Raw genomic sequence first — 24,058 nt, forward strand, 5'->3', positions numbered from 1 at the left:
GAGACCCGCGCATGACAGACTTCGTCCTTCCCCTGCCCGCAACCCCGTCGGTGGCCGTCGCCGGCTCTGCCGAGCGTTTTGCGGTGCGCCGCATCTTCTGCGTCGGCCGCAACTACGCCGCGCATGCCCGCGAACTCGGCAATGACGAGCGCGACCCGCCCTTCTTCTTCACCAAGCCGGCCGATGCGGTGGTCGGTTCCGGCACCACGATCCCCTACCCGCCCTTGACCAAGAACCTGCACCACGAGATCGAGCTGGTCGCGGCGATCGGCAAGGCCGGCTTCCGCATCCCGCGCGCGCAAGCGCTCGACCATGTCTGGGGCTACGGCGCCGGTATCGACCTCACCCGCCGCGACCTGCAGGACGAGGCCAAGAAAGCGGCGCGGCCGTGGGACTGGTCGAAGGCCTTCGACCGCTCGGCGCCTTGCGGCCCGTTGGTATCAGCCGCCAAATCCGGCCACCCGCAAAAGGGCCGTATCTGGCTCGCCGTCGACGGCGCGGTGAAACAGGAGGGCGACCTCGCCGAACTGATCTGGCCGATCGCCGATATCGTTTCGATCTGCAGCAGTGCGGTTGTACTACAACCGGGCGACCTGATCTTCACCGGCACGCCGGCCGGCGTCGGCGCGGTGGCGCCGGGCCAGACGATGACCGGCGGCGTCGACGGCATCGGCACCATCGAGATCACCATCGGCCAAGATTCCGTCGGCCAAGATTCCGACAAGCCGTGATCCAATGAGCGACCTCGTCCTCCACAACTACTACCGCTCTTCCACCTCCTATCGCGCACGCATTGCGCTCGAGATGAAGGGCCTGACCTACGATTACGTGCCGCATCATCTGCGTCATGGCGACCATCTGGAGCCGGCTTACCTGGCGGTCAATCCGCAGGGGCTGGTACCGGCGCTGATCCTGGGCGACGGCACGCTTTTGACGCAGTCGCTGGCGATCATCGAATATCTCGACGAGACCCATCCCGAACCGCCGCTGCTGCCGAAGGACGCGCTCGGCCGGGCGCGCGTGCGAATGCTGGCGCAGATGATCGCCTGCGACATCCACCCGGTGAACAATCTGCGCGTGCTGACCTCGCTGCGCACTTTGTTCGGCGCAGGCGACCAGGATGTCGTCAACTGGTTCCGCCACTGGGTGAACGAAGGCTTCCAGCCGCTTGAAAAGATTCTGGCTTCATCGGATGAGACCGGCACATTTTGCCATGGCGACACACCGGGCCTCGCCGACATCTGCCTGGTCGCCCAGATCGCCAGCAACGCCCGCTTCGGCGTCGACCTGACACCCTACCCCGAGATCTCGCGCATCCACGCCGCCTGCATGGCGCTGCCGGCCTTTCAGAAGGCGGCGCCGGAGAATCAGATAGATGCCGAATAGGCTCACAATGCCGGAGCAGAGCACGGAGAGTTGCCGATGAAAGCCGTCGTCTTCGAAAAATTCGGTGAGACGCCGAGAATCCTGACCGTGCCGGATCCGAAACCGGCTGCCGACGGCGTCGTCATCAAGGTCGAGGCGACCGGGCTCTGCCGTAGCGACTGGCATGGCTGGATGGGCCATGACGATGGCATCACACTGCCGCATGTGCCGGGCCATGAACTGGCCGGCATCGTCGTCGCCGTCGGCAAGCAGGTCACCCGCTGGAAGGCCGGCGAGCGCGTCACCGTGCCGTTCTGCGTCGGCTGCGGCCGCTGCTTCGAATGCAATTCGGGCAATCATCAGGTCTGCGAACACCAGACGCAGCCGGGATTCACCGCCTGGGGATCGTTTGCCGAATATGTCGCCATCGAGCATGCCGACACCAATCTCGTACGCCTGCCCGAGGAGATGGAGTTCGCCACCGCCGCCAGCCTCGGCTGCCGCTTCGTCACCTCGTTTCGCGCCATTGTCGACCAAGGCCGGGTGACGCCGGGGGAATGGGTGGCGGTGCATGGCTGCGGCGGCGTCGGCCTGTCGGCGATCATGATCGCCAGTTCCATGGGCGCCAATGTCATCGCCATCGACCTCACCGACGAGAAACTGGACTTCGCCAAAAAGATCGGCGCCGTGGCGACCATCAACGCCGCGACCACGCCGAACGTGGTCAAGGCGGTCAAGCAAATCACCAATGGCGGCGCGCATATGTCGATGGACGCGCTCGGCCACCCCACGACATCCTTCAACTCGATTGCCAATCTGCGCCGGCGCGGCCGCCACGTGCAGGTCGGTCTGATGCTGGGCGAACATGCCCGCCCGCAAGTGCCGATGGACAAGGTGATCGCCTTCGAGCTCGAAATCCTCGGCAGCCACGGCATGCAGGCCTACCGCTACCCCGCCATGATGGAGATGATCCGCACCGGCAAGCTCAAGCCCGAACTGCTGGTCGGCAAGAAGATCAGCCTTGATGAGGCGCCTGCGGCGCTGATGGCGATGGGCGGGTTCGAGGGGATTGGCATTGGGGTGGTGACGAAGTTCTAGGGCGGAGTCGCCCTCCACCACCAAACTCCTAGCGTGCAAATTTCTTCGCCCCGAACACGCAGGCCACCACGCCGAGCGTGACAACAATCATCGGCCGGCTGACCTGCTCGTGCAGCAGCGACGCTGCCAGCGCCAGGCCGAAAAAGGGCTGCAGTAGCTGCAACTGCCCGACGGCAGCGATGCCGCCTTGGGCGAGGCCGCGGTACCAGAACACGAAGCCGATCAGCATGCTGAACAGCGAGACATAGGCGAGACCCATCCAGGCGCCGGAGCCGACGCCGGCGAAGGACGACGGCAGCGTCGCAAAGGTCAGAACCAGCATGATCGGCAGCGAGATCGCCAGCGCCCAGCAGATCACCTGCCAGCCGCCCAGCCTGCGCGACAATGCCGCCCCCTCGGCATAGCCCAGGCCGCAGACGATGATGGCGGCCAGCATCAGGCCGTCGCCGACAGGTGAGGCCGTCACGCCTTGCATCAGGGCAAAACCGGCGACCAGCGCGCTGCCGATGCAGGAAAACAGCCAGAAGGCCGGGCGCGGACGCTCGCCACCGCGCAGCACGCCGAAGATCGCGGTGGCCAGCGGCAGCAGGCCGACGAAGATGATAGAGTGGGCAGAGGTGACGTGCTTGAGCGCCAGAGCGGTGAGCAAGGGAAAGCCGACAACCACCCCAAGGGCGACGATCACCAGCGACAGAAAATCGCTGCGCGCCGGGCGCTTCTGCTGGAACAGGACGAGCATCGCGAGACCAAGCAGCCCGGCAATCGCGGCGCGGGCCGAGGTCAGGAATGTCGGATCGAACTCCGCCACGGCGCCGCGCGGCGCCGGCAGCGAGCCTGAGAAGATCAACACGCCGATGAATCCGTTCACCCAGCCGCTCGCGGTCTTGTCCATTCCAGGCTCCATTGCTTTCGCCCTCTATCGGGCACGTGCCTATGGTGCAGCCAGAGACAATGCAGTACAATTCCATCAAACTGTAATGGCTGATTGAGCAATACAGATGACTGGTCTCGTTCTGGAAGTCGACACCGCACGCACTGTTGCCGCGGCCACTCTGGTCGAAACTGTCATGGCGACCATCCGCCAGAGGATTGCCGCGCGCAGCCTGACGCCGGGCGCGCGGCTGCCTTCGATCCGCGCCTTCGCCAAAGCCATGCAGGTGTCCAAATCCACCGTCGTCGAAGCCTATGAGCGGCTTGCTGCCGAAGGCGCGATCCGCTCGCGGCCGGGCTCGGGTTTCTATGCCGCCGGATCGCTGGCGCCGCTATCGCTGGCCGAGATCGGCCCTCGGCTCGACCGCGCTGTCGATCCGCTTTGGGTTTCGCGCCAGTCACTGGAAGCCGGCGACGACATGCTGAAACCCGGCTGCGGCTGGATGCCGGCCTCATGGATGCCGCAGGCGGCCTTGCGCCGGGCGCTGCGCACCGTGGCGCGCGCAGACGATGTCGACCTAGCCGATTACGGCACGCCGCTCGGCCTGCCGCCGCTCAGGCAATTGCTCGCGCGGCGCATGGCCGGCCACGGCATCGAGGTCTCGCCCGAACAGATCATGCTGACCGAATCGGGCACGCAGGCCATCGATCTTCTGTGCCGCTTCCTGATCGAACCCGGCGATACCGTGCTGGTCGACGACCCCTGCTATTTCAATTTCCACGCGCTGCTGCGCGCCCACCGCGCCAAGGTCGTCAGCGTGCCCTACACGCCATCCGGGCCTGATATCGAGCTGTTCGCCCAGGCACTGGCCGAGCACAAGCCGCGCCTCTACATCACCAATTCCGCCATCCACAACCCGACCGGCGCGATCCTGTCGCCGGTCACCGCGCACCGGCTGCTGAAGCTCGCCGACCAGTCGGACCTGACCATCGTCGAGGACGACATCTTCGCCGATTTCGAGCACAGTCCCGCGCCCCGGCTGGCGGCGTTCGACGGCCTCAACCGCGTCGTCCATATCGGCAGCTTCTCCAAGACGCTATCGGCATCGGTTCGCTGCGGCTTCATCGCGGCACCGCGCGACTGGATCGAGCAACTCACCGACCTCAAGATTGCCACCACCTTCGGCGGCGGCCGGCTGGCGGCCGAACTGGTGCTGACGCTGCTTAGGGACGGCAGCTACCGCAAGCACATGGAATTGCTGCGCGCGCGGCTTTCCCGCGCCATGGGCGAGACGGGCGTGCGCCTGAAGGCGATCGGCATCACGCCCTGGATCGACCAACCGGCCGGCTTGTTCCTGTGGTGCAGCCTGCCCGATGGCGTGGATGCGGCCGAAATCGCCCGCCGCGCGCTGGCCGACAACATCGTGCTGGCGCCCGGCAACGCATTCAGTCTGTCGGGAACCGCCAGCCGCTTCCTGCGCTTCAACGTTGCCCAGTGCCAGGACGAGCGGATTTTCAGGGTGCTCAAGGCGGCAATGGCGCGCTGAGCGCTCAGCGGGAGGCCGCGCAGACCTCCCGAACGCAATCTCGCAGCCAGCGTTGCGCCGGATCGGCATCGAGCCGTGGATGCCAGAGCATCGAGATGGTGACCTCCACAGTGGCGACCGGCAGCGGAAAGCTGACCATGCCGGCGCGTGCGCCTTGCGTGTGCCGTTCGGGCACGCTGGCAATAAGGTCCGAAGCGCGCGCCATGGCGAGTGCAGCCGAAAAGCCGGAGACCATGCACGCCACGGTTCGCTGCAGGCCGAGCTGCGCCAAAGTCTGATCGATCGGCCCTCTTTCCCGACCCCGCCGTGAAACGCTGATGTGGCGGCCGGCCGCGTAGCGTTCAGGCGTTACCGCGCCTTCACTCAAAGGGTGGCCGGCTCGCACAGCACCGACGAAGCGGTCGCGAAACAGCGCCTGTGTCAGCACTTCAGGTCCGGCCTCGCCGGCAACGCCGATTTCGAGGTCGATGTCCGCGTCGCGCAGCGAGGCGACATCCTTGTCGGATTTGGGCCCAAAGCGCAGCCGCGCGCCCGGCGCCTCGGCCTGGATGCGGGCGACAAGACGCGGCCCGAATTCCTCGACGAACCCTTCATTGGTGCGCAGCGTGAAGATCTGTTCCAGCTTTGCGAGATCGAGAGGCCTGGCAGGGCGCAGCAACGTTTCTGCTTCCTGGACGACATGGCCGGCCTGCTGCCGCAATGCCTCCGCGCGCGGCGTCGGGACCAGGCCGCGGCCGGCGCGGACCAGCAGCGGATCGCCGGTCGCTTCGCGCAGCCGCGCCAGCGTGCGGCTCATCGCCGAAGGGCTGAGCCGCAGCCGGGTTGCCGCGCGCGCCACGCTGCCTTCGGCGAGCAAAACGTCGAGCGCGAACAGCAGATTGAGATCGGGCGATGCCATCGGCGGATTGTAGCACATGCCATGGCGTTTGGCGCACGAATAAGATGCAAATGATGCGCCTTCCGCCATTCCATCCTGACGACTAGATCTCCGACAGGTCCGGTTGCGGGACTGACAAGGAGGAAATCGCCATGGCAATTGCTGAGCAGAACGAGTGCGCATCGGCGCCGCACAACACCCGGTCCGCAGGCCTGGCCCACTCTCCTGTCTTGGCATTGGCCAGCCTGTCGCTCGCCACGCTGCTGTCGTCGCTTGGAACCAGCATTGCCAGCGTCGGACTGCCTTCCCTCATGCAGGCGTTCGGTGCGCCGTTCCAGTCCGTGCAATGGGTGGTTCTCGCCTATCTGCTCGCCATCACCGCCCTGATCGTCAGCGCCGGGCGCCTGGCTGACATGGTCGGCCGCCGGCCGTTGCTGCTCGGCGGCATCGCGCTGTTCACACTGGCTTCGGTGCTCTGCGGCCTGGCGCCGACGCTCTGGCTGCTGATTGCGGCGCGCGCCGTACAAGGACTGGGTGCCGCGCTGATGATGGCGTTGACGCTGGCCTTTGTCGCGGAGACCGTGACCAAGGAGAGAACCGGCAGCGCCATGGGCCTGCTCGGCGCCATGTCGGCGATCGGCACGACGCTCGGACCCTCGCTCGGCGGCTTGCTGATCGCCGGCTTCGGCTGGCGGGCGATCTTCCTCGTCAATGTGCCGCTCGGCCTCCTGACCTTTGCCCTCGCCTCGCTGGCCCTGCCTGCCCGCGACAAGACTGCGGAAGCAGCTCAAAACAGCTTCGATGCGATCGGGACGGTCTTGCTGGCCCTGACGCTGGCCGCCTATGCATTGGCCATGACGCTCGGCCGCGGCCATTTCGGCGCCCTCAACACCGGCCTGCTGGTTGCCGCCGGCATCGGCGTCGTTCTGTTCGGCGTCGCGCAGAAGAGGGCGAAGAATCCCTTGATCCGGCTTGCCCGGTTGTACGACATCCGGCTCAGCGCCAGCCTCGCCACGAACCTCGTTGTCGCCACAGTGATGATGGCGACCCTGGTGGTCGCTCCATTCTATCTGTCGCGAGCGCTGGGGCTCGATGCTGCGATGGTCGGCGTGGTCCTGTCGACAGGTCCGCTGGTCTCCGCGCTCTCGGCGCTCGTCGCCGGCCGCCTCACCGATCGCTTCGGCGCGCACAGGATGATGGTCGTCGGACTGTTCAGTCTTGCCGTCGGAACCTCATTGTTGTCGCTCGCCGCAACAAAACTCGGCATTGCCAGCTATATCGTGCCGATCGCCGTCACCTGCTTCGGGTACGCCCTGTTCCAGACATCCAACAATGCCGCCGTCATGAGCGGTGTCGCTGCCGGCGAGCGCGGCGTGGTGTCCGGCCTGCTCAATCTGTCGCGCAATCTCGGCCTGATCACCGGCGCATCGCTTATGGGCGCCATTTTTGCGGCTGCCTCGACGGGAGAACGGCAAAGCCAGGACATGCTGACCTCAGCGGCAGCCGCGCGCGGCATGCAGGTTACCTTTCAGACGGCAACGGTCCTGGCGGTGGCTGCGCTGTTGCTGGCACTGCTCTCGACCCGCGCCGGCGGCAGGCTGTCGGTGCGGCAACAGCCATCATGACCGAAGATAGGGAGCTTACGCTCCCGCCCGCTTGCGCCGCTCATAAAGCATGACCAGCGTTTCGGCGGTCAGCGCCGGCCTCTGTTCGCCCTCGATCTCGACCGTATTGGCGGCCTTCATCAGATACTGGCCCGGCCCCTTGTCCTCCACCGACAACAGCGTCGTGCGCAGCCGGATGCGTGCGCCGACCCTGACGGGCGCCAGGAACCGCACCTTGTCGAAGCCGTAATTGAAGGCGGCTTGCGTGTTTTCGGGTACGATGCCCATGCCCAGCGCCAGCGCGCCGATGATCGACAGCGTCAGATAGCCATGCGCGATCGTGGTGCGAAATGGGCTCTGCCGCTTCGCCCGCTCCGGATCGACGTGGATCCACTGATGGTCGCCTGTGCATTCGGCAAACTGGTTGATGCGGTTCTGGTCGACGGTCGTCCATTCCGACACGCCGAGCTCCTGCCCGGCCATCGCCCTTAACTGCTCGAAGGTCGGCGGCGTTTTCGGCCGTAGTTCCGTCATTCCTGCTTTCCCGGTGGCTCCCAGTGCCTCGGACCACGAACGGACGGCTCCTGTCAATTCGCCCGTTGCGATTCCGTTCCGCCATTTTCCGCCAAACAGCGTCCCTCGTCCATGCTCATGCGCCGCAACCGGCCCACTCCTCTCATGGTTGCGTTGAGAGTCACTTCTTGTCATAGCCCGAGCGGATTTCCTCCATCGCTTCCTTGATGCGGCTGCGCAGGATTTCGATCGATTCGGTGCCGGATTTCTTGACCAGCTCGGCCACTTCGCCGGCATTTTTCAGGGCGGCTTCGAAGGATTTCCTGGCGAACTCCGCCTGTTTTGTCATCAGTTCCTGGGGATTGCCCGGCGCCTTGTAGCTCTGCGCCATGTCGCTGACTTCACGCAGCGTGTCCTGCAGCATCTCGCGCTGTCTGGACAACAATGAGGTCGCGCCGGCAGCTCCCGCCCGCGCCGATCTTTCCAGGGCCTCGAGGTTCTTGCGATGATGCGCGAGGATCGCCTCGACATTCGGCACCTTCAGGTCACGGCCGAACCGGCTGAACATGTCAAGGAACGAATCGGAGTCGGGTTGTTTGGCCATTGCTCGTGCTCCCCAGTTGTCGCAAATGCTGAACCTCGAGCAATTCCAGGAAAAGTGTGAAACGGTTTTCCGTCAGGAATTGCGTCAAAACAAAGAGTTAGAGCAGGTCGCCGTTTCCTTGAAACGGTGAACTGTTCTGTTCTGGACAATAGCACTCGCGCGCCGTGTGTCCATTCGGACGCCCAAGCAATTCAGCGGCAAATGCAGCATCAGCCAGCGAGAAACAGCCTCTCCGCCGTGTAGAGCACGAGACCGGCCAGGCCGCCAATAATCATGCCATTGAAGCGGATATATTGCAGGTCCCTGCCGATGTTCATCTCGATCAGCCTCGTCAGCTGGGCAAGGTCCCAGCGCTTGACCTGATCGGCGATGAACGTCGACACACCGCTCTTCTGGCTCTCCACGAACGACGACAGCGCCACGACAAAGCCCTGGTTCATGTCGGCCCTGATCTGCGGATCGCCTGAGAGATGGCGGCCGACCTCGACGAACATGTTGGCGAGATGCGCGCGAACAATCGAATTCTCCGCCTTGGCGTCCTGTTCGATGAACACGCTGAGGCTCTGCCACATGTCGCCGGCGAGCGACTTCACTTCCGGCCGCGCCAGGAAATCGCGCTTCAGCTTCTCGGCCCGTTTGGCGTATTGCTTCGAGGTTCTGAGCCGCTCGATGAAGCTGTGCGCGAAACGGTCGAATTCGGCGCGCATCGGATGGTCGGGATCGGCCCGCACCTCGTCAAGCAGCGAACCGGCGGAAGCGACGATCTTTTTCAGCAGATAGGCGTCGGCTCTGAACAGGTTGAACAGCGACGGCAATTCCTCGCGGATTTTCTCGCGCATGGTCGCCAGCGCCTCTTCATCGTTCAGGAACCGGCCGATCACCCTGGTGAATTCGTCGAAGAGTTTCTGGTGGCGGCGGTCGTCGGTCAGTGCCGACAGCAATTCGGCCGCGAGCGGCGCCAGCGGCACCTTGTCGATCTGCTCCAGCATGCGGCTGGTGACGAAGCTCCGCAGGCCGGATTGCTCGATCGCCGCAAGCGTCTGCGGGACCAGCCGTACGACGAAGCGCGACAGGCCGGCAGAGCGTTCGGCGTCAGTCAGCCAGTCGGCGACGAGTGCTGCAAAATCGACCTCGGCCAGCTTTTCCCGCACCGGCCCGGGCGCCAGAAAATTGACCTCGATGAAGCGGCCCAGATTATCGGCGATGCGGTTCTGGTTCGCTGGGATGATGGCGGTGTGCGGGATCGGCAGGCCCAGCGGCCGCTTGAACAGCGCCACCACCGCGTACCAGTCGGCCAGGCCGCCAATGGTCGCCGCCTCGGCGAAGGCCGCCACGAAGCCCAGCCACGGATACTTGGCCTCGAACGATTTGGCCACGGCAAAAACCACGACGCAAAGCACCAGCGCAGCCGTGGCGAGGAACTTTGTCCGCCGCAACGCGAAAAGCTTGGCGCCCGTCTCGGCATCAAAACCGCCAGGCGCCAGGGACGAAGCCGATTGGGACATGATACGCCGCTCCTCATCGATCTCTTGGCTATCTGGCATGGGCTATTTAGGGGGTGTTTGGGCCCGTAGCATGATCGGATGGGCCGATTTCGTCCGGGAATTGCCGGTTTCGCACGCAAAGTTGACAAGAATGTTCATCTATCATGCAATCCCAGTCTGGAATTGTTCCAAGGTATAGGCCATATTCCGATCAGGCCAGTGTGGGCGAATCCGAAACTCCGGGTGAGAAAGCTGCACCAGCACAATCTAAAATCTGGTGCAGTTCCAGCGCGCCAGCACTCGGTGAGGAATGAAATGCGGCTGACGCGCCAGACCAACTACGCCATGCGCATCCTGATGTATTGCGCCGCCAACAACGATCGCCTGAGCCGCATCCCCGAGATTGCGGCCGCCTATTCGGTGTCGGAGCTTTTCCTGTTCAAGATCCTGCAGCCGCTGGTCGAGCATGGCCTGGTCGAGACAGTGCGCGGCAGGAATGGCGGCGTGAGGATCGGCCGCCCCGCCGAGCAGATCAGCCTGTTCGACGTCGTACGGGTGACAGAAGAGAGCTTTGCCATGGCCGAGTGCTTCGAAAACGACGCCGCCGAATGCCCGCTGGTCGACAGCTGCCAGCTGAATTCGGCGCTGCGCGAGGCGCTCAACGCCTTCTTTGCCGTGCTTTCCCGCTACACGATCGCCGATATGGTGGCGGCGCGCCCGAATGTGCGTCATTTACTCGGCATCGACATGCTGGTCCAGCGAGCACCGGCCGCCTGAGTTTTCTAGTGCATGTCGCTCAAAAGTGGCCCCGGTTTTGAGACAATGACATGCATAAAAACAAAGACCTAAAGCGCGTCGCCTGAGTCCGTTCAAACGCGACGCGCTTTAGGCGGCTGACTGCGGCAAGACGAACGGCATGTTCGCCGCCGGCAACACACCGACCCTTAGCCGACAATCGAACACCTTTTCGATCAGATCGTCGCTCAGCACCTCCTGCGGTGAACCGTCGGCGGCGAGCCGGCCGCGATGCATCACGAAAATCCGGTCGGCATACATGGCCGTCAGATTGAGGTCGTGCAGGATGGCGATCACACCGCCGCCGCGCCGGGCGAAATCGCGGGCGATGTTCATGATGATCAGCTGGTGCTTGATATCGAGGCTGGAGACCGGCTCGTCGAGATAGAGATAGCGCGGCTTGCCGTCGAGCACCGGCGCCCAGACCTGGCACAGCACGCGCGCCAGCTGCACACGCTGTTGTTCGCCGCCCGAAAGCTCCTGATAGAAGCGGCCGGCAAAGCCGTCGAGGTCGACCCGCGCCAGCGCCCGCTCGGGCAGACGATCATCTTCGCCCGGCAGAACGCCGGAACGGCCGCCGATAAGGCCGAGCCTGACCACTTCGTGCACGGTGAAGGGAAAGGACAGCGTCGCGGTCTGCGGCAGCACGGCACGCACGGTCGCGGCCTCCACCGGCTTCATCTCGGAGAGGTCGCGCCCGTTGACGGCCACTGTCCCCGTAAACGCCAGATCGCCCGACAACGCCTTCAAAAACGTCGTCTTGCCCGAGCCGTTGGGTCCGACGATTGCCGCAATTTCGCCCGGCCGCGCGACGAAATCGACATTGGCAACAATGCGCTTGCCGCCGATCGCCACCGAGACATCGCGTGCTTCGATCATGCCGCCTCACAAGTCGATTACGCCGCGCTTGCGCAGCAGGATCCAGAGGAAGAACGGCGCGCCGGCGATCGCCGTGACGATGCCGATTGGCAATTCGGCCGGCGCCACGATGACGCGGGCAACTGCGTCGGCAAGAAGCAGCATCGAGGCGCCGAGCAGCGCCGATGCGAGCAAAAGATAGCGATTGTCCGGACCGATCAGCAGCCGCAGCAGATGCGGCACGACGATGCCGACAAAACCGATGCCTCCGCTGACTGCGACAGAGGCGCCGACCGCTGCCGAGACGCCGACGATCGCGGTGTATTTCAGCCGCTGTACCGGGATGCCGAGATGTCCGGCCGTCGCCTCGCCGAGCGCCAGGGCGTTGAGGCCTTTGGCCAGGAACGGCATTGCCGCAAGCGCCAGCACGATGATCGGCCCGACGGAAGCGATCTTCGGCCAGGTCGCGCCGCCAAGCGAGCCCAGCTGCCAGAAGGTCAGGTCGCGCAACTGCCGGTCGTCGGCCATGAAGATGAGAATGCCGGTCAGAGCCATGGCAAGGGCTGCGAGCGCAATGCCGGCAAGCAGCATGGTGGCAACCGATGTGCGACCCTGCCGCGTGGCGACGCGGTAGAGCACCAGCGTGACCGCAAGGCCGCCGCAGAAAGCGGCGAGCGGCAAGGCCAGCCCGCCGAGCGCCAGAGTGAGCGGCGCCAGCCACGTCGTGCCGAGCACGATGACGGCGACCGCGCCGAGGCTCGACCCGGCGGAAACGCCGATCAGGCCGGGATCGGCGAGCGGGTTGCGAAACAGGCCTTGCATGACCGCACCCGATACGGCCAGTGCCGCCCCGATGAGCACACCGAGAAGTACGCGCGGCATGCGGATATCGTAGACGATCAGCCGGTCGCGGGCACCAAGCGCGGCGTCGTCCGGCATGGTGCCGGTCAGCCAGTCACGAATGACAGCAACGGCCGATGCATCGGAAGCGCCCGACCTCAGCGACAGGAACATCGAAAGGGCAAGCGCCACACACAGGAGCACAATAACCACGCGAGCGCGCCCGGAACGATCGCCCTCGGCCACCTTGCCCGCCGCGCCGGTGATCGACTGATCCACCATCGGCTCAGTCCGTGACCTGGCTGCCATAGAGCGAGGCGGCCAGATCGTGGATGGCATCGGCCGTGCGCGGCCCGAAGCCGAGCAGATAGCTGCCATCCATCAGGATCAGTTTGCGGCCTTCACCCGCCGGCGTCGAGGTGATCGACGGGATGGCGAACAGCTCGGCCTCCGCAATCGGCGGTCCGGCATTTTTCATCGCCAGGATCACGTCCGGCCTGGCGGTTACGATGGCCTCGTCGGACATCTGCTTGTAGCCGGAAAAACCTTCGACGGCGTTGACCGCACCGGCGAGCTTGATGATGCCATCACCGGCGGTGTCGGTGCCGGCGGCCAGGATCTTGCCGCCCTGGATCGACAGCACGAACAGGATGCGCTTGCGCTGCTTGATCGACGCCGTCTGCTTCTCGGCCGCCTTCAGCTTGGCGTCGGTCTCAGCCACCAGCGTCTCGGCCTTGGCGTCGACGCCAAGCGCCTTGCCGACGATGCGGATCTTTTCCAGGATGCCGTCATGGCTGTAATGCTCGGGCACGTCGATGAACGGAACGCTCGACTTTTTCAGCACATCGACCGCTCCCTTCGGCCCACTGCCATGCAGCGCCAGAATGCCCGAAGGATTGACCGACAACACGCCTTCCGGCGACAGCTGGCGCATATAGCCGACGTCGGGCAGCGCGACCGCGGCGGCGGGGTAGCGGCTGGTCGAATCGCGGGCGACGAGATGACCTTCCTCGCCAAGCGCGTAGACGATCTCGGTGATCGAACCGCCGATCGCCACGATCCGCGACGTGTCGGCCAACACGGCCACGTTCTCGCTGGCCGGCACTGGGGCGGCAATAAACAGCGACAGGCCCATGGCCGCGGCAAGCGTCCTGAACAGTGAAATCATCGTCGTTTCCTCAGGCTGCGGTCGGGCTTGGAATGCGCGGCAGGTTCTCGGCAAGGAACCGCCAGTCGTCGCGCTCGCCCTCGCCTTCATGGCGCTTGCCGAAGAACTGGATGATCATCTTGCCGTCGGTGCCATAGGCTTCGAGCGAGGTGACATGACCGTCCTTGGTCGGTTTGCGCACCGCCCACACCTCCTGGATGTGGTCGGTGCGCAGATGCAGGTGGAACGTCTCGTCCATGACGTTGATCCACGGCCCCATCGGCTTGATCGACTTGACGGGACCGGAATGGATCTGGATGCAGCCTCGGTTTCCGACAAAACACATGATCGGCATGCCGTCGGCGGCGGCATGGTGGAACATGGCGACGATGGCGTCATTGTCGAGCAGCCAGGCATAGTCCTGGCCGACCATGCGCACGGCCTGGCGGCGGGTGAGCTTCAGCGTTTTCAACATGCCAAAGAACTGGTGGACGTCGGTCAGCCGGCTCCAGCGGTCGCGCAGATCATCGATGTCTGCGGCAATGCCCGACGTCTCCGCGTCGTCGTCGGCCAGGCCTGCGATAGACACGGTTGCCTCCTGGTTCGGCGATTCGAGTGCGGCCACGAGCTTCTGGTAGGCATAGAGATTGGACGCCGGCCGCAGATGCACCTTGTGCACCGCATCGCCGGCCGCGTCGAAGAATTGCAGGCTGCGGCGGATGTCGCCACCGTCGCGCTTTTCCACGGCAAAGCCATGCGCCCAGACCTTTGGAAAGATACGCAGGTCGATGTTTTCGCCCAGCACCATGGCATTGTGCGTGCCTGTGACAACCTTGTTGTAGACGCCGATCTTCTCGTGCACCGCGCTTTCGTTGCGGGTCAGCGCCATCACTTCGCCGACGGCGTCGAGGCCGGTCAGAAGATCGTTGACCCTGGGCTCGACGCGCACGACACCGTCGCCGCAATGCGCGGCCACCAGCTCGGCTTCGGAAATACCGAGCTCGGCGGCAAGATCGCGCTCGCGCGCTTTCGGATTGTCTGCCCGCGCCCGCCGGATTTCATGCGGGGCGGGTTTTGCGCGCTGGTCCATGTCCTGCTTACCTGTCAGCCGTGTTTGGTCGTTTCGTCACTTGTTGAGGATGAGCTTGCCCTGGCGGGTGATCTTCAGCCGATAGAGCGCGCCATGGTGCTCGATGCCGATCTCGTGCTCGCCCTGGAACAGCGTGTTGGAGGACAGCGTCCGCACCGCCAGCGGCACCCGGTCGAAGCGGGTCGGCGTCTCCTCGGAACGGCGGACGCGGTAACGGAAGTCGTTGGGATTGTGGGTGTTCATCTCTTTCGATCCCTTTCCTGTGCCGGGCAACTGGCTAGGCGTTGCAAAAATGCCGATTCATTTCTTGACTTGAATAATCATGTTTATTAGTCAGTGCAATACCGGACCAAATGAGTCAACATTTAAGACGCCGGACAGAATGAAAAATGCCAGCGAGCACCAAGCCAGCCAGCATCGAACCTGGAATTTTGGAGTTGGGGCATGGGCTTGGGAAATTGTGGACGACTGGGTCTGGCGAACGCCGATCCGGTGCATCGGCCTATGGCAAAGGCAATGGCAGCCTTGCTTGCGGGGGCAGCGACGATCGCGCTGCTGACATCGCCGGCCAGCGCTCAGCCGGCCGCTGACCAGCAGCAGGCTGATCCGGCCAGGAAAGCTGAAGACACCAAGGCCGCCCCTGCCGGCGCAACGCTGCTCGACAAGATCCTCGTCATCAGCCGCACCGGCGAGACGGCGATCGAATCGCTTGCCTCGGCCAGCCATGTCGACCAGGAACAGCTCGACCGCCGCATGGCGACGACGCCGAGCGAAATGCTGCTCGGTGTGCCTGGTGTCGCCGTGCAGGCCGATGCGCGACGCGTCAGCTCCAGCATCAACATCCGCGGCCTGCAGGATTTCGGTCGCGTCGCCGTCATCGTCGACGGCGCCAGGCAGAATTTCCAGCGCTCCGACCACGGCACGCAGTCGACCTTCTATGTCGATCCCGAGCTCATCAAATCCGTCGATGTCATCCGCGGACCGACCGCCAACACCTATGGCTCCGGCGCCATTGGCGGCGTCGTCTTCTTCGACACCAAGGATGCGGTGGACTTTCTGAAGCCCGGTGAGACCTGGGCCGGCTCCGTCACCGGGCGCTATGAAAGCAATGGCAAGGGCTGGACCACCAGCGCCAGCGGCGCCTACAAATTCAACGACGATTTGGATGTGCTGGGCAACATCGTCTACCGCGACTACGATGACTACAAGAACGGCAGCGGCGACACCGTCGCCGGAACCGGCTTCGACGTGCTGAGCGGCCTGCTCAAGACCACCATCCGCCCGAGCGAGAACAGCGAATTGAAGCTCGGCTGGGTCGGCTCGAGCGACGGCTGGACGGAAACCGGCGGCGGCGTGCCGGCCAACGACGTCGACGTGAAGTCGAACACCTTCACCGCCCGCTACAACATCACCGACGACGCCAGGAGCTGGCTCGATCTCCACATCAACGCCTCCTACAACAAGACCAATCTGGACCTGACGACGCTGGCGCCGCAAAACAGGTTCGATCCAGTCACTGGTCTTCCCGTCGTGCTGCCGGCAGGATCGATGTCGACTTTCGATGTCGGCACCACCGGCATCGACATCTGGAACACGTCGCGCTTCGAAACCGCCGGTTTCTCGCACGAGCTGACCTATGGCGGCGACTGGGCGGGCGACATTGTCGAGACCGGCGGCACGTCGGGCGGCGACTCCTTCTACACGCCGTCGGGTAAGCGCAACGTCTCGGGCGCCTACATCCAGGACAAGCTGACCTGGGACTGGCTCGAGATCATCACCGGCCTGCGTCACGACAATTACAGCCTGAAGGATTCCGACAATGAAACGTCGGGCCACAGGCTGTCGCCGCGCATCACCGTTGGCGTCTCGCCCTTCGAAAGCGCCAGCCTTGCGGGCCTGCAGTTCTACGGCACCTACGCGGAAGGCTACCGCTCGCCGTCGCTGACCGAAACGCTGATCAGCGGCAACCATCCGGCGGGCGTCACCTTCCCGTTCCTGCCCAACCCAAACCTGCGGCCTGAAACCGGCAAGACCACCGAATTCGGCGTCAACTACAAGCTGAACGACCTTATCGAGGCCGGCGACGCGTTCCGGCTCAAGGCCGGCTACTTCCACAACGATGTCGACGACTACATCGAAGGCGTCACACTGTCGGCATTCGACCCGACCAGCGGCTGCCCGTTCGGCCCCGGCATTCCGATCTGCTTCCAGTACCAGAACGTCGCCCAGGCCAAGATAAACGGCTTCGAACTGGAAAGCGTCTACGATGCCGCCTGGGGTTATGCCGGGCTCTCCGCCTCGATCACCAACGGCCACACCATCTCCGATGAAGGTGAGCGCGCCGACCTTGCCACCATCCCGTCCTCGCAGGTCACCGGGCAGCTCGGCTTCCGCTTCCTTCAGGACAAGCTGACCGTCGGCGGCGAGGTGCAGTACAACGGCAAGCCGAAGGGCAACCCCGTAGCCAAGGATTATACTCTGGTCAACGCCTTCGCCAGTTACCAGGCCACCGACAATCTGAAGGTGGACTTCCGCGCCGACAATTTGTTCGACGTCAAATACACCAACCCGCTGAACGGCGGCACCACCGCCGTCATCTATGAACCCGGCATCACGCTGAAGCTGGCCGCAACCATGCGCTTTGGAGGCTGATACCCATGACAAGTTTGACGGCATCGCTTCGGCTCCTGACCTCGACGCTGGCGATGTCGCTTGGCTTGATGCCGGCGTGGGCTCAGTCCGCGCCGGCTCCGCAACTCAGCCTCGAGCTCAATGCCGCGCAGCCCTCCGAAAAGGGTTGCCGCCTGACCTTCGTCGTCAACAATGCGCTCGGCGCCGATCTTTCCAAGGCGGCATTCGAAATCGCGCTGTTCAACGAGGCCGGCGTGGTCGACCGCCTGAGCGTGCTCGACTTCAAGGACCTGCCGGCCGGCAAGACCAAGGTGATCCGCTTCGACCTCGCCGGCACCGACTGCACCAAACTCAGCCGCGTGCTGATCAACAGCGCCACCGAATGCGCCGGCGTCGAACCGGGCGCCTGCATGCGCGGCCTGAAGACGCAGACCAAGACCGGTATCGCATTCGGCGTCTGAGGTGGGTCTGCATCCCGCCTTCCTGCACGACAATGCGACACGACCCGTCGCAGCTCCGCCGTCATGGCCGGCAACCGATCTTGATTTGACAATCCCGCCGCGCTCGCGGCAGGTCTCGCCGCGAACCATGCAGGACATCACCCCCCTCCCCGACGCCGGCAACGAACCGGCGATAACAATGGACGAGCTCGTACAGCCGGCGGCCGCGGACCGCAAATGGACTGTGGCGATCGTCGCGTCCTGCCTGCTCCATGCCGCTGCCGCAGCGGCGTTCATGGTCGCACCCGCCGGGACATTCGATACCGGGAAGGCAATACAGGCCGAAGGCGCCGATCGATCAGGCGCCGACGTCCTCGGCACCGCTTTGCAAAACCCGGTACCCGACGCGGTGGATGTTACCCTGGTAACCGATCCGCAGCCGGCCAAACCCGAGGCCGTTCAACCCCCACCGCCAACCCAAGCGCCCCAATCGGTTCAGGAGCCGGCGCCCAAATCTGCGCCGGAAGCTGCCAAGCAGGCAACCGTCGCTCCGGATGCACCAACGGCCGCCATCCCGGATGATCAAAGTGTCGCCCCAGAGGGTGAGACGCCTGCACCGTCACCGGTTCAAACGCAGAGTTCGGAGGCGTCTCCCGCCAATGAGCCTGCCGTTGAATTGCCTGCCGCGAGGCCACCAGTCCCAAGCCCGAGGCCAAGTACATCAATATCAGGCGCACCAATATCGGGAGAGACTGGCGGCACGGCAGATGGCGAGGAGCGCGAGGCAACGGCGGTTGCCAGCAAAGGCGGAAAACAGAGCGCGGCGGGCAATTCGATGGAATCCGGCTACAGCGTTGAAGTACAGAACAAGCTTGTCCGCGCCAACCGCCACGTTTCGAAGGCGGTTCAAGCCAAGGCTCGCAACAATGCCAGGGTCTATTTCGTCGTCATGGCCGACGGCAGCGTCAGCGACTTGCAGCTTGTCGAAAGTTCAGGGTCTGCCGAGCTAGACCAATTCGCCTTGAAACTGGTGCGCCAGCAAGCCCCGTTCCCGCCCATTCCTCCCGAGACCGGATTATCAAGTTGGGTGTTCAGGGCGCGGATCGGTCCGTTTTAAACAGCTCGTAGACCTTCGCCAAATGTCATCGTCCACCAATTCAAGAGGAAGCTCAATGTACATCGCCATGAACCGCTTCAAGGTCCAGAACGGCTCCGAGACCGCCTTCGAGGATGTCTGGAAGAACCGCGATTCGAGCCTCTCGGAGATGAAAGGCTTCAGGGAATTCCACTTGCTGCGCGGCCCGGTCAACGAGACCGAGGGTTACACGCTGTTTGCCTCGCACACGGTGTGGGCAAGCCATGAGGATTTCGTCGCCTGGACCAAATCCGAGAATTTTCGCGCCGCCCACCGCAACACCGGCACCTCGAAGGTGCATTATCTCGGCCATCCGCAGTTCGAAGGCTTTTCGGTCGTCGAAGGGGCCTGATTGAGATTTCACCCGTCGACGAGATCTGACGACGGGCAGATGCCGTCATGTTCCGGTTGAATTCCGGCCGCCCAGTCGCCGAAGCCGCTGGGCAATGTGCAGGCGCAGCCGCCGCCAGGGCTGTCCGCGTGTCAGGTAGCGCGCCAACCGCGGGTCACCGGCCAGCTCCGGGAACTGGCGCACATGCTGCGTCAGGAATGCAGGTATGAAATTGCGCCCGTTGAGATCGCTGAGCCAGGCAGAATTCGCCAGCAAATAGTCTGCGGCATCCGCCGCCAACACGCTCCTGTAGCTCCTGTATGCAGGCGTTTGCCGCACATTGCCGCCGGCAAAGGCAGTTCCGGTGGACAGGTTGGAGCCATGCAGGCGATAGAGGCCGAGACCTTCTGACAGGATGAGGCTGCCGCCGGCCTGGTGCGCGAGTGTCGCCGTCAGATAATCCGTCCCGACCTTGGCCTTGAACGGGAAGGACAATACAGGTTCCAGCGCGCCACGCCGGTACATGATCGCCGAGCATTGCGACCACAGCCAGCCCGTCACCGCAGGTGCGAAATAGGTTACCGGATGCTCCGATGCGTAGGCGATCCCGGGCGCCATGCCGGCAAGCCGGCCACCGGGCGCGATGGCGACGCCACTGCGATCCGCTCCGGACCGCGGTTTGCGCAAGGCAAGGAAGGTACCGCCCAGCAAGGTGCCGTCGCCATCGACAAGGAACACATCGGAACTCGACAGTGCGGCCGAATGCGTCGTGTTGAGGTGGGCGGACAGATGCGCGAGGAGAAAATCCGGCAGCCACACGTCATCGGCGTCGAGAAACGCGACGAAGGGCGCGTCGGTTGCGGCAAAGCCGTCGCGGAATCCCGCGGTCTGGCCGCCATTCTCCTTGCGCGCCAACAGGCGCAGGCGCGGGTCTTCTATATCCCTTAGAAGCTGTCGGACATGGTCGGCCGAGCCGTCCGTCGAGGCATCGTCGACGATGACGCATTCCCAATTCCGGTAGGTCTGCGCAAGCACCGAGCGGATCGCCTGTTCGACGTACGGCCGATAGTTGAAGCAGGTGATGACCACCGCCACGCGCGGCAGCTCAAACGGTCGGGACGTGTCTTCCATCTGTTCGGCTGCCCCGCTCGAGTTGCTCTCTGTCCCTTGCGCATACCCTTGCAACCCGACGCAGGCAAGCGAGCCGCGAAAAGCCCCCTAGGCCGCCGCGAGCAGGCTGGCATTGCCGCCGGCAGCCGTGGTGTCGACGCAGACAGCGCGTTCATGCGCATAGGCCGCCGGGTTGAGCACCTCGCTGACCAGCGGCACGATCGGCCCGCTGCGGTCGGCAATGACCTTGCGCACGATCCGCGCCGCCTCGGGCCTGCCCGAGAAGGCGACGACATGGACGCGCAGCGAACGCGCTTCGACTGGGTCTGGCCGACCGTCTATGGCCGCCAGCGGCAACCCCTTGCCGGTCAGCGCCGACAGTGCCGCCGGCGCGCTCGGCGCCACGGCCAGCACCGCATTGCCGGCGGCCAGCGCCTGGATCGTCTGGGCAAGCAGCGTGTCGGCGTCCGGACCGAGGCACAGCACCCGGCCACGCGACGACAGCGACAGCGTGTTGGCCTCGCCGGTCGGTCCGGGCAGGTCGACCTGGCCGAAATCGATGGCGGCTGCAGCGCCGATCGCTGCAGCGCCCTTGCCGCGCAGATGCTTTCTCAAGATGGCGATGCGGTCCGGCCGCGTCGACCAGCCGCCAAGCGTCGGATCGGGCAGATTGTCGGCCAGTTCGGTCGCCGTCACCTTGTGGCCCTCGGCAATCTCCGTGCCCGCCTCCGGCCCCTTGCGGAACCGCCGGAGATAATGCGGCCCGCCGGCCTTCGGCCCGGTGCCCGAAAGCCCCTCGCCGCCAAAGGGCTGCGAGCCGACGACGGCGCCGATCTGGTTGCGGTTGACATAGATGTTGCCGGCATGGATGCCGTCGACGAAATGCTGGACGCGGCCTTCTATGCGGGTGTGCAGGCCGAAGGTCAGGCCATAGCCCTTGCGGTTGATGGCGGCGATGACGGCGTCGATCCCGTCGGCGTCGAAGCTGGCGACATGCAGCACCGGACCGAACACTTCGCGCTCCATCTCCTCGATGCCCTTGACCCGGAACACATGCGGCGCAACGAAGCGGCCGTCCTTCGGTGCTTCGAGCTTGGCAATCAACCGGCCCTGCAGCCCCATCTTGGTGCAATACTCGCGGATCGATTCCTGCGCCTCGTCATCGATGACCGGCCCGACATCGGTCGAAATCTGCCAGGGATCGCCGATGGTGAGCGCTTCCATGGCGCCCTTCAGCATCTCCAGCATCTTCTTCTCGACATCCTTTTGCACGTAGAGCACGCGCAGCGCCGAGCAGCGCTGGCCCGCACTCTGGAAGGCGGACGCCAGGATGTCGCGCACCGCCTGTTCGGGCAGTGCTGTGGAATCGACAATCATGGCATTGAGACCGCCGGTCTCGGCGATCAGCATGGCGTCGGGCGCAGCTGTCTCGGCCAGTTGCTTCTCGATCAGCTTTGCAACCTCGGTCGAGCCGGTGAAGCAGACGCCGGCAATGCGCGGATCCGCGGTCAGCGGTCCGCCGACCGACGGGCCGTCGCCCGGCAGAAGCTGGATCACATCTTCCGGCACGCCGGCCTCGCGCAGCAGCTCGACTGCGCGGAAGGCGATCAGCGGCGTCTGTTCGGCTGGCTTGGCGATGACCGAATTGCCGGTGACGAGCGCTGCCGCGATCTGGCCGGTGAAGATGGCGAGCGGGAAATTCCACGGCGAAATGCACACGATCGCGCCGCGCGCCTCGGTGCCCGCTTCGTTGTTGGCCGCTTCGGCAGCGTAGTAACGCAGGAAGTCGACGGCTTCGCGCACTTCAGCCACGCCGTCGGCCAGCGACTTGCCGGCTTCCCTTGTAGCCAGCGCGAAAAACTCGACCGCATTGGCCTCATAGAGGTCGGCGGCGCGGTTGAGGATGGCGGCGCGCTCGGCAACGGGACGCTTCGCCCAGGCCGGCTGCGCTTCCACAGCAAAGCGCACCGCGGTCGCGACCTGCTTGGCAGCGGCTTCGGCGACCGTGCCGACGATCTCGGCAGGCTTTGCCGGATTGACCACCGGGCGCTGCTTGCCGTAGCCGGCGGCGCGCGTGATCGGCTTGGCATGCCAGCGCTCGGGCCCGGCAAAGGCCGCCTTGGCCTTGTCGATCGCCGCCAGCGTCACCGGATCGGTGATGTCGAACCCCTTCGAGTTGCGCCGACCAGCGCCGAAGATCGTCGCAGGACGAGCGATTGCCGGATTGGCGGCGGGGCCCTGGCTCTCGACCGTCTCGAGCGGATCGCGCGCAATATCCTCCGGCTCGACGTCCTCGTCGGTGAGCTGATGGACGAAGGAGGAGTTGGCGCCATTCTCCAGCAGGCGGCGAACCAGATAGGCCAAGAGGTCGGAGTGCGCGCCGACCGGCGCATAGATGCGGCAGCGCGTGCCTTCGGCCCGGCGCACCGTCTCATGCAGCGCTTCGCCCATGCCGTGCAGGCGCTGGAATTCGAAAGCGTCACGGTTGTCAGCCATCGACAGGACGGCGGCGACGGTATGGGCATTGTGCGTGGCGAATTGCGGATAGATGCGGTCGGTCATCGACAGCAACTTTTTGGCGCAGGCCATGTAGGAAACATCGGTGTTGGCCTTGCGGGTGAAGACGGGGTAGCCGGAAAGCCCGAGCGTCTGTGCCCGCTTGATCTCGGTGTCCCAATAGGCGCCCTTGACCAGCCGCACCATGATGTTGCGGTCGTACTTTTCCGCCAGCGCATAGAGCCAGTCGATGGTGAAGGCCGCGCGCGGGCCGTAGGCCTGGACGACGACGCCAAAGCCATTCCAGCCGGCAAGCTCCGGCTCGGACAACACACGCTCGATCACATCGAGCGACAGGTCGAGCCGGTCGGCCTCCTCGGCGTCGATGTTGAGGCCCATGCGCGAATGGCGTGCGGCCAGCGCCAGCGACAGCAGCCGCTCGGCCATCACCGGCAGCATCTTTTCCTTCTGTGCCTCTTCGTAGCGCGGATGCAGCGCCGACAGTTTGACCGAGATGCCGTGGTTCTGGCGGATATCGGGACCGTTGGAGCCTGAATCGAGCGAGGAGATCGCATCGGCATAGGCCTTGAGGTAGCGCAGCGCGTCGGCCTCGGTGCGGGCCGCCTCGCCCAGCATGTCGAAGGAATAGAGATAACCTTTCTGGATCATCGACTTGCCGCGCTTGACGGCTTCCGCAATGGTGCGGCCGAGCACGAACTGCTCGCCCATTTCGCGCATGGCGGCGGCGACCGCCTTGCGGATCACCGGTTCGCCCAGCCGGCGAACCATCGAGCGCAGCGTGCCTTCAATGCCGCCCTCGCCTTCGTCGAGCACACGGCCGGTCAGCATCAGCGCCCAGGTCGAGGCGTTGACGAAGATCGAGCTCGAACCGCCCGAATGCGCCGACCAGTCATGCGGTGCGATCTTGTCGGCGATCAGGTCGTCCATAGTCTCGGTGTCAGGCACGCGCAGCAGTGCCTCGGCCAGGCACATGAGCGCCACTCCTTCCTTGGTGGAGAGGCCGTAGGCGGAGAGAAAAACCTCCATCAGCCGCGGGTCGGACGAGCCGCGCACCGCGCGCACCAGATCCGCGGCACGGGCCGAGACGGCCTTGCGGTCATCGGCCGAAAGTTCTGTCGCGGCAGCCAGGCGCTTCACAGCCGCGTCTTCGTCGGGCAGGTAGTTGGCGCGGATCTGCTGGCGGATGGTGTCGAGCGGCATGG

Annotated in this window: 22 protein-coding genes; 10 read left to right on the forward strand and 12 right to left on the reverse strand. The window is 64.5% G+C overall.

Annotated features, from left to right (window positions below; all coding sequences use genetic code 11):
* Window positions 1-11 precede the first annotated feature (11 nt).
* From NKI37_RS08305 to NKI37_RS08315, 3 genes are read left to right on the forward strand one after another with little or no spacing between them, the layout of a single operon-like run.
* A complete protein-coding gene (locus tag NKI37_RS08305) occupies window positions 12-731 on the forward strand; it encodes a fumarylacetoacetate hydrolase family protein (RefSeq protein WP_023825746.1) in 720 nt (239 codons plus the stop codon).
* Between the two features lie 4 nt (window positions 732-735).
* Window positions 736-1,386 (forward strand): maleylacetoacetate isomerase, encoded by a 651-nt coding sequence (maiA, locus tag NKI37_RS08310; RefSeq protein WP_352790846.1) that lies wholly within the window; start codon window positions 736-738, stop codon window positions 1,384-1,386.
* 36 nt (window positions 1,387-1,422) lie between these two features.
* Window positions 1,423-2,463, forward strand: coding sequence for a zinc-dependent alcohol dehydrogenase family protein (locus NKI37_RS08315; RefSeq protein ID WP_352790848.1), 1,041 nt, complete (start codon window positions 1,423-1,425; stop codon window positions 2,461-2,463).
* A gap of 28 nt (window positions 2,464-2,491) precedes the next feature.
* Here the strand turns inward: NKI37_RS08315 and NKI37_RS08320 are convergent, their stop codons facing one another.
* Window positions 2,492-3,355 carry a DMT family transporter gene (locus NKI37_RS08320; RefSeq protein WP_352794399.1) on the reverse strand — a complete coding sequence of 288 codons (864 nt, stop codon included), beginning with the start codon at window positions 3,353-3,355 and terminating at the stop codon, window positions 2,492-2,494.
* Window positions 3,356-3,461: 106 nt separating this feature from the next.
* On the opposite strand from NKI37_RS08320, the gene NKI37_RS08325 reads away from it, so the two are divergent.
* On the forward strand, window positions 3,462-4,880 hold the full coding sequence (locus NKI37_RS08325; RefSeq protein WP_352790852.1) for an aminotransferase-like domain-containing protein: 1,419 nt from the start codon (window positions 3,462-3,464) through the stop codon (window positions 4,878-4,880).
* 4 nt (window positions 4,881-4,884) lie between these two features.
* Here the strand turns inward: NKI37_RS08325 and NKI37_RS08330 are convergent, their stop codons facing one another.
* Complete coding sequence (locus NKI37_RS08330; protein WP_352790854.1) at window positions 4,885-5,778, reverse strand: LysR family transcriptional regulator; 894 nt, start codon at window positions 5,776-5,778, stop codon at window positions 4,885-4,887.
* Window positions 5,779-5,909: 131 nt separating this feature from the next.
* On the opposite strand from NKI37_RS08330, the gene NKI37_RS08335 reads away from it, so the two are divergent.
* Window positions 5,910-7,382: an MFS transporter gene (locus tag NKI37_RS08335; protein ID WP_352790856.1), complete on the forward strand. Its 1,473-nt coding sequence runs from the start codon at window positions 5,910-5,912 to the stop codon at window positions 7,380-7,382.
* 15 nt (window positions 7,383-7,397) lie between these two features.
* On the opposite strand, the gene NKI37_RS08340 is transcribed toward NKI37_RS08335, so the two are convergent.
* The 3 genes from NKI37_RS08340 to NKI37_RS08350 all read right to left on the reverse strand — a co-directional run bounded on the left by NKI37_RS08340 (window position 7,398) and on the right by NKI37_RS08350 (window position 9,983).
* Window positions 7,398-7,895 carry a MaoC family dehydratase gene (locus NKI37_RS08340; protein ID WP_023681725.1) on the reverse strand — a complete coding sequence of 166 codons (498 nt, stop codon included), beginning with the start codon at window positions 7,893-7,895 and terminating at the stop codon, window positions 7,398-7,400.
* Window positions 7,896-8,055: 160 nt separating this feature from the next.
* Window positions 8,056-8,478, reverse strand: coding sequence for a phasin family protein (locus NKI37_RS08345; protein WP_023672638.1), 423 nt, complete (start codon window positions 8,476-8,478; stop codon window positions 8,056-8,058).
* A gap of 209 nt (window positions 8,479-8,687) precedes the next feature.
* The gene (locus NKI37_RS08350) at window positions 8,688-9,983 is read right to left on the reverse strand and encodes a DUF445 domain-containing protein (RefSeq protein ID WP_023688166.1); all 1,296 of its coding nucleotides are present in this window, start codon (window positions 9,981-9,983) and stop codon (window positions 8,688-8,690) included.
* A gap of 294 nt (window positions 9,984-10,277) precedes the next feature.
* Between NKI37_RS08350 and rirA the strand changes: the two genes are divergently transcribed.
* Window positions 10,278-10,739, forward strand: coding sequence for an iron-responsive transcriptional regulator RirA (gene rirA / locus NKI37_RS08355; protein ID WP_023672640.1), 462 nt, complete (start codon window positions 10,278-10,280; stop codon window positions 10,737-10,739).
* Window positions 10,740-10,847: 108 nt separating this feature from the next.
* Here the strand turns inward: rirA and NKI37_RS08360 are convergent, their stop codons facing one another.
* The 5 genes from NKI37_RS08360 to hemP are packed head-to-tail and all read right to left on the reverse strand — an operon-like array spanning window position 10,848 to window position 14,935.
* A complete protein-coding gene (locus NKI37_RS08360; protein ID WP_023815471.1) occupies window positions 10,848-11,636 on the reverse strand; it encodes a heme ABC transporter ATP-binding protein in 789 nt (262 codons plus the stop codon).
* 6 nt (window positions 11,637-11,642) lie between these two features.
* The gene (locus tag NKI37_RS08365; RefSeq protein ID WP_352790859.1) at window positions 11,643-12,737 is read right to left on the reverse strand and encodes a FecCD family ABC transporter permease; all 1,095 of its coding nucleotides are present in this window, start codon (window positions 12,735-12,737) and stop codon (window positions 11,643-11,645) included.
* Between the two features lie 4 nt (window positions 12,738-12,741).
* Window positions 12,742-13,623 carry a heme/hemin ABC transporter substrate-binding protein gene (locus tag NKI37_RS08370; RefSeq protein ID WP_352790861.1) on the reverse strand — a complete coding sequence of 294 codons (882 nt, stop codon included), beginning with the start codon at window positions 13,621-13,623 and terminating at the stop codon, window positions 12,742-12,744.
* 10 nt (window positions 13,624-13,633) lie between these two features.
* Window positions 13,634-14,692, reverse strand: a complete 1,059-nt coding sequence (locus tag NKI37_RS08375; RefSeq protein WP_352790863.1) for a hemin-degrading factor — start codon at window positions 14,690-14,692, stop codon at window positions 13,634-13,636.
* A gap of 36 nt (window positions 14,693-14,728) precedes the next feature.
* Window positions 14,729-14,935: a hemin uptake protein HemP gene (gene hemP, locus NKI37_RS08380; protein WP_023673860.1), complete on the reverse strand. Its 207-nt coding sequence runs from the start codon at window positions 14,933-14,935 to the stop codon at window positions 14,729-14,731.
* A gap of 273 nt (window positions 14,936-15,208) precedes the next feature.
* Between hemP and NKI37_RS08385 the strand changes: the two genes are divergently transcribed.
* The 4 genes from NKI37_RS08385 (at window position 15,209) to hmuQ (ending at window position 19,250) form a co-directional block, all read left to right on the forward strand.
* Window positions 15,209-17,344, forward strand: coding sequence for a TonB-dependent hemoglobin/transferrin/lactoferrin family receptor (locus NKI37_RS08385; RefSeq protein ID WP_352790865.1), 2,136 nt, complete (start codon window positions 15,209-15,211; stop codon window positions 17,342-17,344).
* Between the two features lie 5 nt (window positions 17,345-17,349).
* The gene (locus NKI37_RS08390) at window positions 17,350-17,784 is read left to right on the forward strand and encodes a hypothetical protein (RefSeq protein WP_352790867.1); all 435 of its coding nucleotides are present in this window, start codon (window positions 17,350-17,352) and stop codon (window positions 17,782-17,784) included.
* Window positions 17,785-17,911: 127 nt separating this feature from the next.
* Window positions 17,912-18,880, forward strand: a complete 969-nt coding sequence (locus NKI37_RS08395) for a TonB family protein (protein WP_352790869.1) — start codon at window positions 17,912-17,914, stop codon at window positions 18,878-18,880.
* A 55-nt stretch (window positions 18,881-18,935) separates the two neighbouring features.
* Window positions 18,936-19,250, forward strand: coding sequence for a heme-degrading protein HmuQ (hmuQ, locus tag NKI37_RS08400; RefSeq protein ID WP_023714379.1), 315 nt, complete (start codon window positions 18,936-18,938; stop codon window positions 19,248-19,250).
* A 45-nt stretch (window positions 19,251-19,295) separates the two neighbouring features.
* On the opposite strand, the gene NKI37_RS08405 is transcribed toward hmuQ, so the two are convergent.
* Window positions 19,296-20,360 carry a glycosyltransferase gene (locus NKI37_RS08405; RefSeq protein ID WP_023818078.1) on the reverse strand — a complete coding sequence of 355 codons (1,065 nt, stop codon included), beginning with the start codon at window positions 20,358-20,360 and terminating at the stop codon, window positions 19,296-19,298.
* A gap of 87 nt (window positions 20,361-20,447) precedes the next feature.
* Window positions 20,448-24,056, reverse strand: a complete 3,609-nt coding sequence (putA, locus tag NKI37_RS08410) for a bifunctional proline dehydrogenase/L-glutamate gamma-semialdehyde dehydrogenase PutA (protein WP_352794402.1) — start codon at window positions 24,054-24,056, stop codon at window positions 20,448-20,450.
* Between the last annotated feature and the right edge of the window lie 2 nt (window positions 24,057-24,058).

This window comes from Mesorhizobium sp. M0626, assembly GCF_040320665.1.
In the GTDB taxonomy this organism is placed as follows: domain Bacteria; phylum Pseudomonadota; class Alphaproteobacteria; order Rhizobiales; family Rhizobiaceae; genus Mesorhizobium.

Excerpts from the sequence above, each read along its gene's own strand:
- NKI37_RS08315 (WP_352790848.1), top strand. The coding sequence starts at position 1,423 with ATGAAAGCCGTCGTCTTCGAAAAATTCGGTGAGACGCCGAGAATCCTG.
- NKI37_RS08365 (WP_352790859.1), bottom strand. The coding sequence starts at position 12,737 with ATGGTGGATCAGTCGATCACCGGCGCGGCGGGCAAGGTGGCCGAGGGC.
- NKI37_RS08345 (WP_023672638.1), bottom strand. The coding sequence starts at position 8,478 with ATGGCCAAACAACCCGACTCCGATTCGTTCCTTGACATGTTCAGCCGG.
- NKI37_RS08320 (WP_352794399.1), bottom strand. The coding sequence starts at position 3,355 with ATGGACAAGACCGCGAGCGGCTGGGTGAACGGATTCATCGGCGTGTTG.
- NKI37_RS08360 (WP_023815471.1), bottom strand. The coding sequence starts at position 11,636 with ATGATCGAAGCACGCGATGTCTCGGTGGCGATCGGCGGCAAGCGCATT.
- NKI37_RS08325 (WP_352790852.1), top strand. The coding sequence starts at position 3,462 with ATGACTGGTCTCGTTCTGGAAGTCGACACCGCACGCACTGTTGCCGCG.
- hmuQ (WP_023714379.1), top strand. The coding sequence starts at position 18,936 with ATGTACATCGCCATGAACCGCTTCAAGGTCCAGAACGGCTCCGAGACC.
- NKI37_RS08370 (WP_352790861.1), bottom strand. The coding sequence starts at position 13,623 with ATGATTTCACTGTTCAGGACGCTTGCCGCGGCCATGGGCCTGTCGCTG.
- hemP (WP_023673860.1), bottom strand. The coding sequence starts at position 14,935 with ATGAACACCCACAATCCCAACGACTTCCGTTACCGCGTCCGCCGTTCC.
- rirA (WP_023672640.1), top strand. The coding sequence starts at position 10,278 with ATGCGGCTGACGCGCCAGACCAACTACGCCATGCGCATCCTGATGTAT.
- NKI37_RS08375 (WP_352790863.1), bottom strand. The coding sequence starts at position 14,692 with ATGGACCAGCGCGCAAAACCCGCCCCGCATGAAATCCGGCGGGCGCGG.
- NKI37_RS08340 (WP_023681725.1), bottom strand. The coding sequence starts at position 7,895 with ATGACGGAACTACGGCCGAAAACGCCGCCGACCTTCGAGCAGTTAAGG.
- NKI37_RS08335 (WP_352790856.1), top strand. The coding sequence starts at position 5,910 with ATGGCAATTGCTGAGCAGAACGAGTGCGCATCGGCGCCGCACAACACC.
- NKI37_RS08350 (WP_023688166.1), bottom strand. The coding sequence starts at position 9,983 with ATGTCCCAATCGGCTTCGTCCCTGGCGCCTGGCGGTTTTGATGCCGAG.
- NKI37_RS08385 (WP_352790865.1), top strand. The coding sequence starts at position 15,209 with ATGGCAGCCTTGCTTGCGGGGGCAGCGACGATCGCGCTGCTGACATCG.
- NKI37_RS08405 (WP_023818078.1), bottom strand. The coding sequence starts at position 20,360 with ATGGAAGACACGTCCCGACCGTTTGAGCTGCCGCGCGTGGCGGTGGTC.
- NKI37_RS08305 (WP_023825746.1), top strand. The coding sequence starts at position 12 with ATGACAGACTTCGTCCTTCCCCTGCCCGCAACCCCGTCGGTGGCCGTC.
- NKI37_RS08330 (WP_352790854.1), bottom strand. The coding sequence starts at position 5,778 with ATGGCATCGCCCGATCTCAATCTGCTGTTCGCGCTCGACGTTTTGCTC.
- NKI37_RS08395 (WP_352790869.1), top strand. The coding sequence starts at position 17,912 with ATGCAGGACATCACCCCCCTCCCCGACGCCGGCAACGAACCGGCGATA.
- putA (WP_352794402.1), bottom strand. The coding sequence starts at position 24,056 with ATGCCGCTCGACACCATCCGCCAGCAGATCCGCGCCAACTACCTGCCC.
- maiA (WP_352790846.1), top strand. The coding sequence starts at position 736 with ATGAGCGACCTCGTCCTCCACAACTACTACCGCTCTTCCACCTCCTAT.
- NKI37_RS08390 (WP_352790867.1), top strand. The coding sequence starts at position 17,350 with ATGACAAGTTTGACGGCATCGCTTCGGCTCCTGACCTCGACGCTGGCG.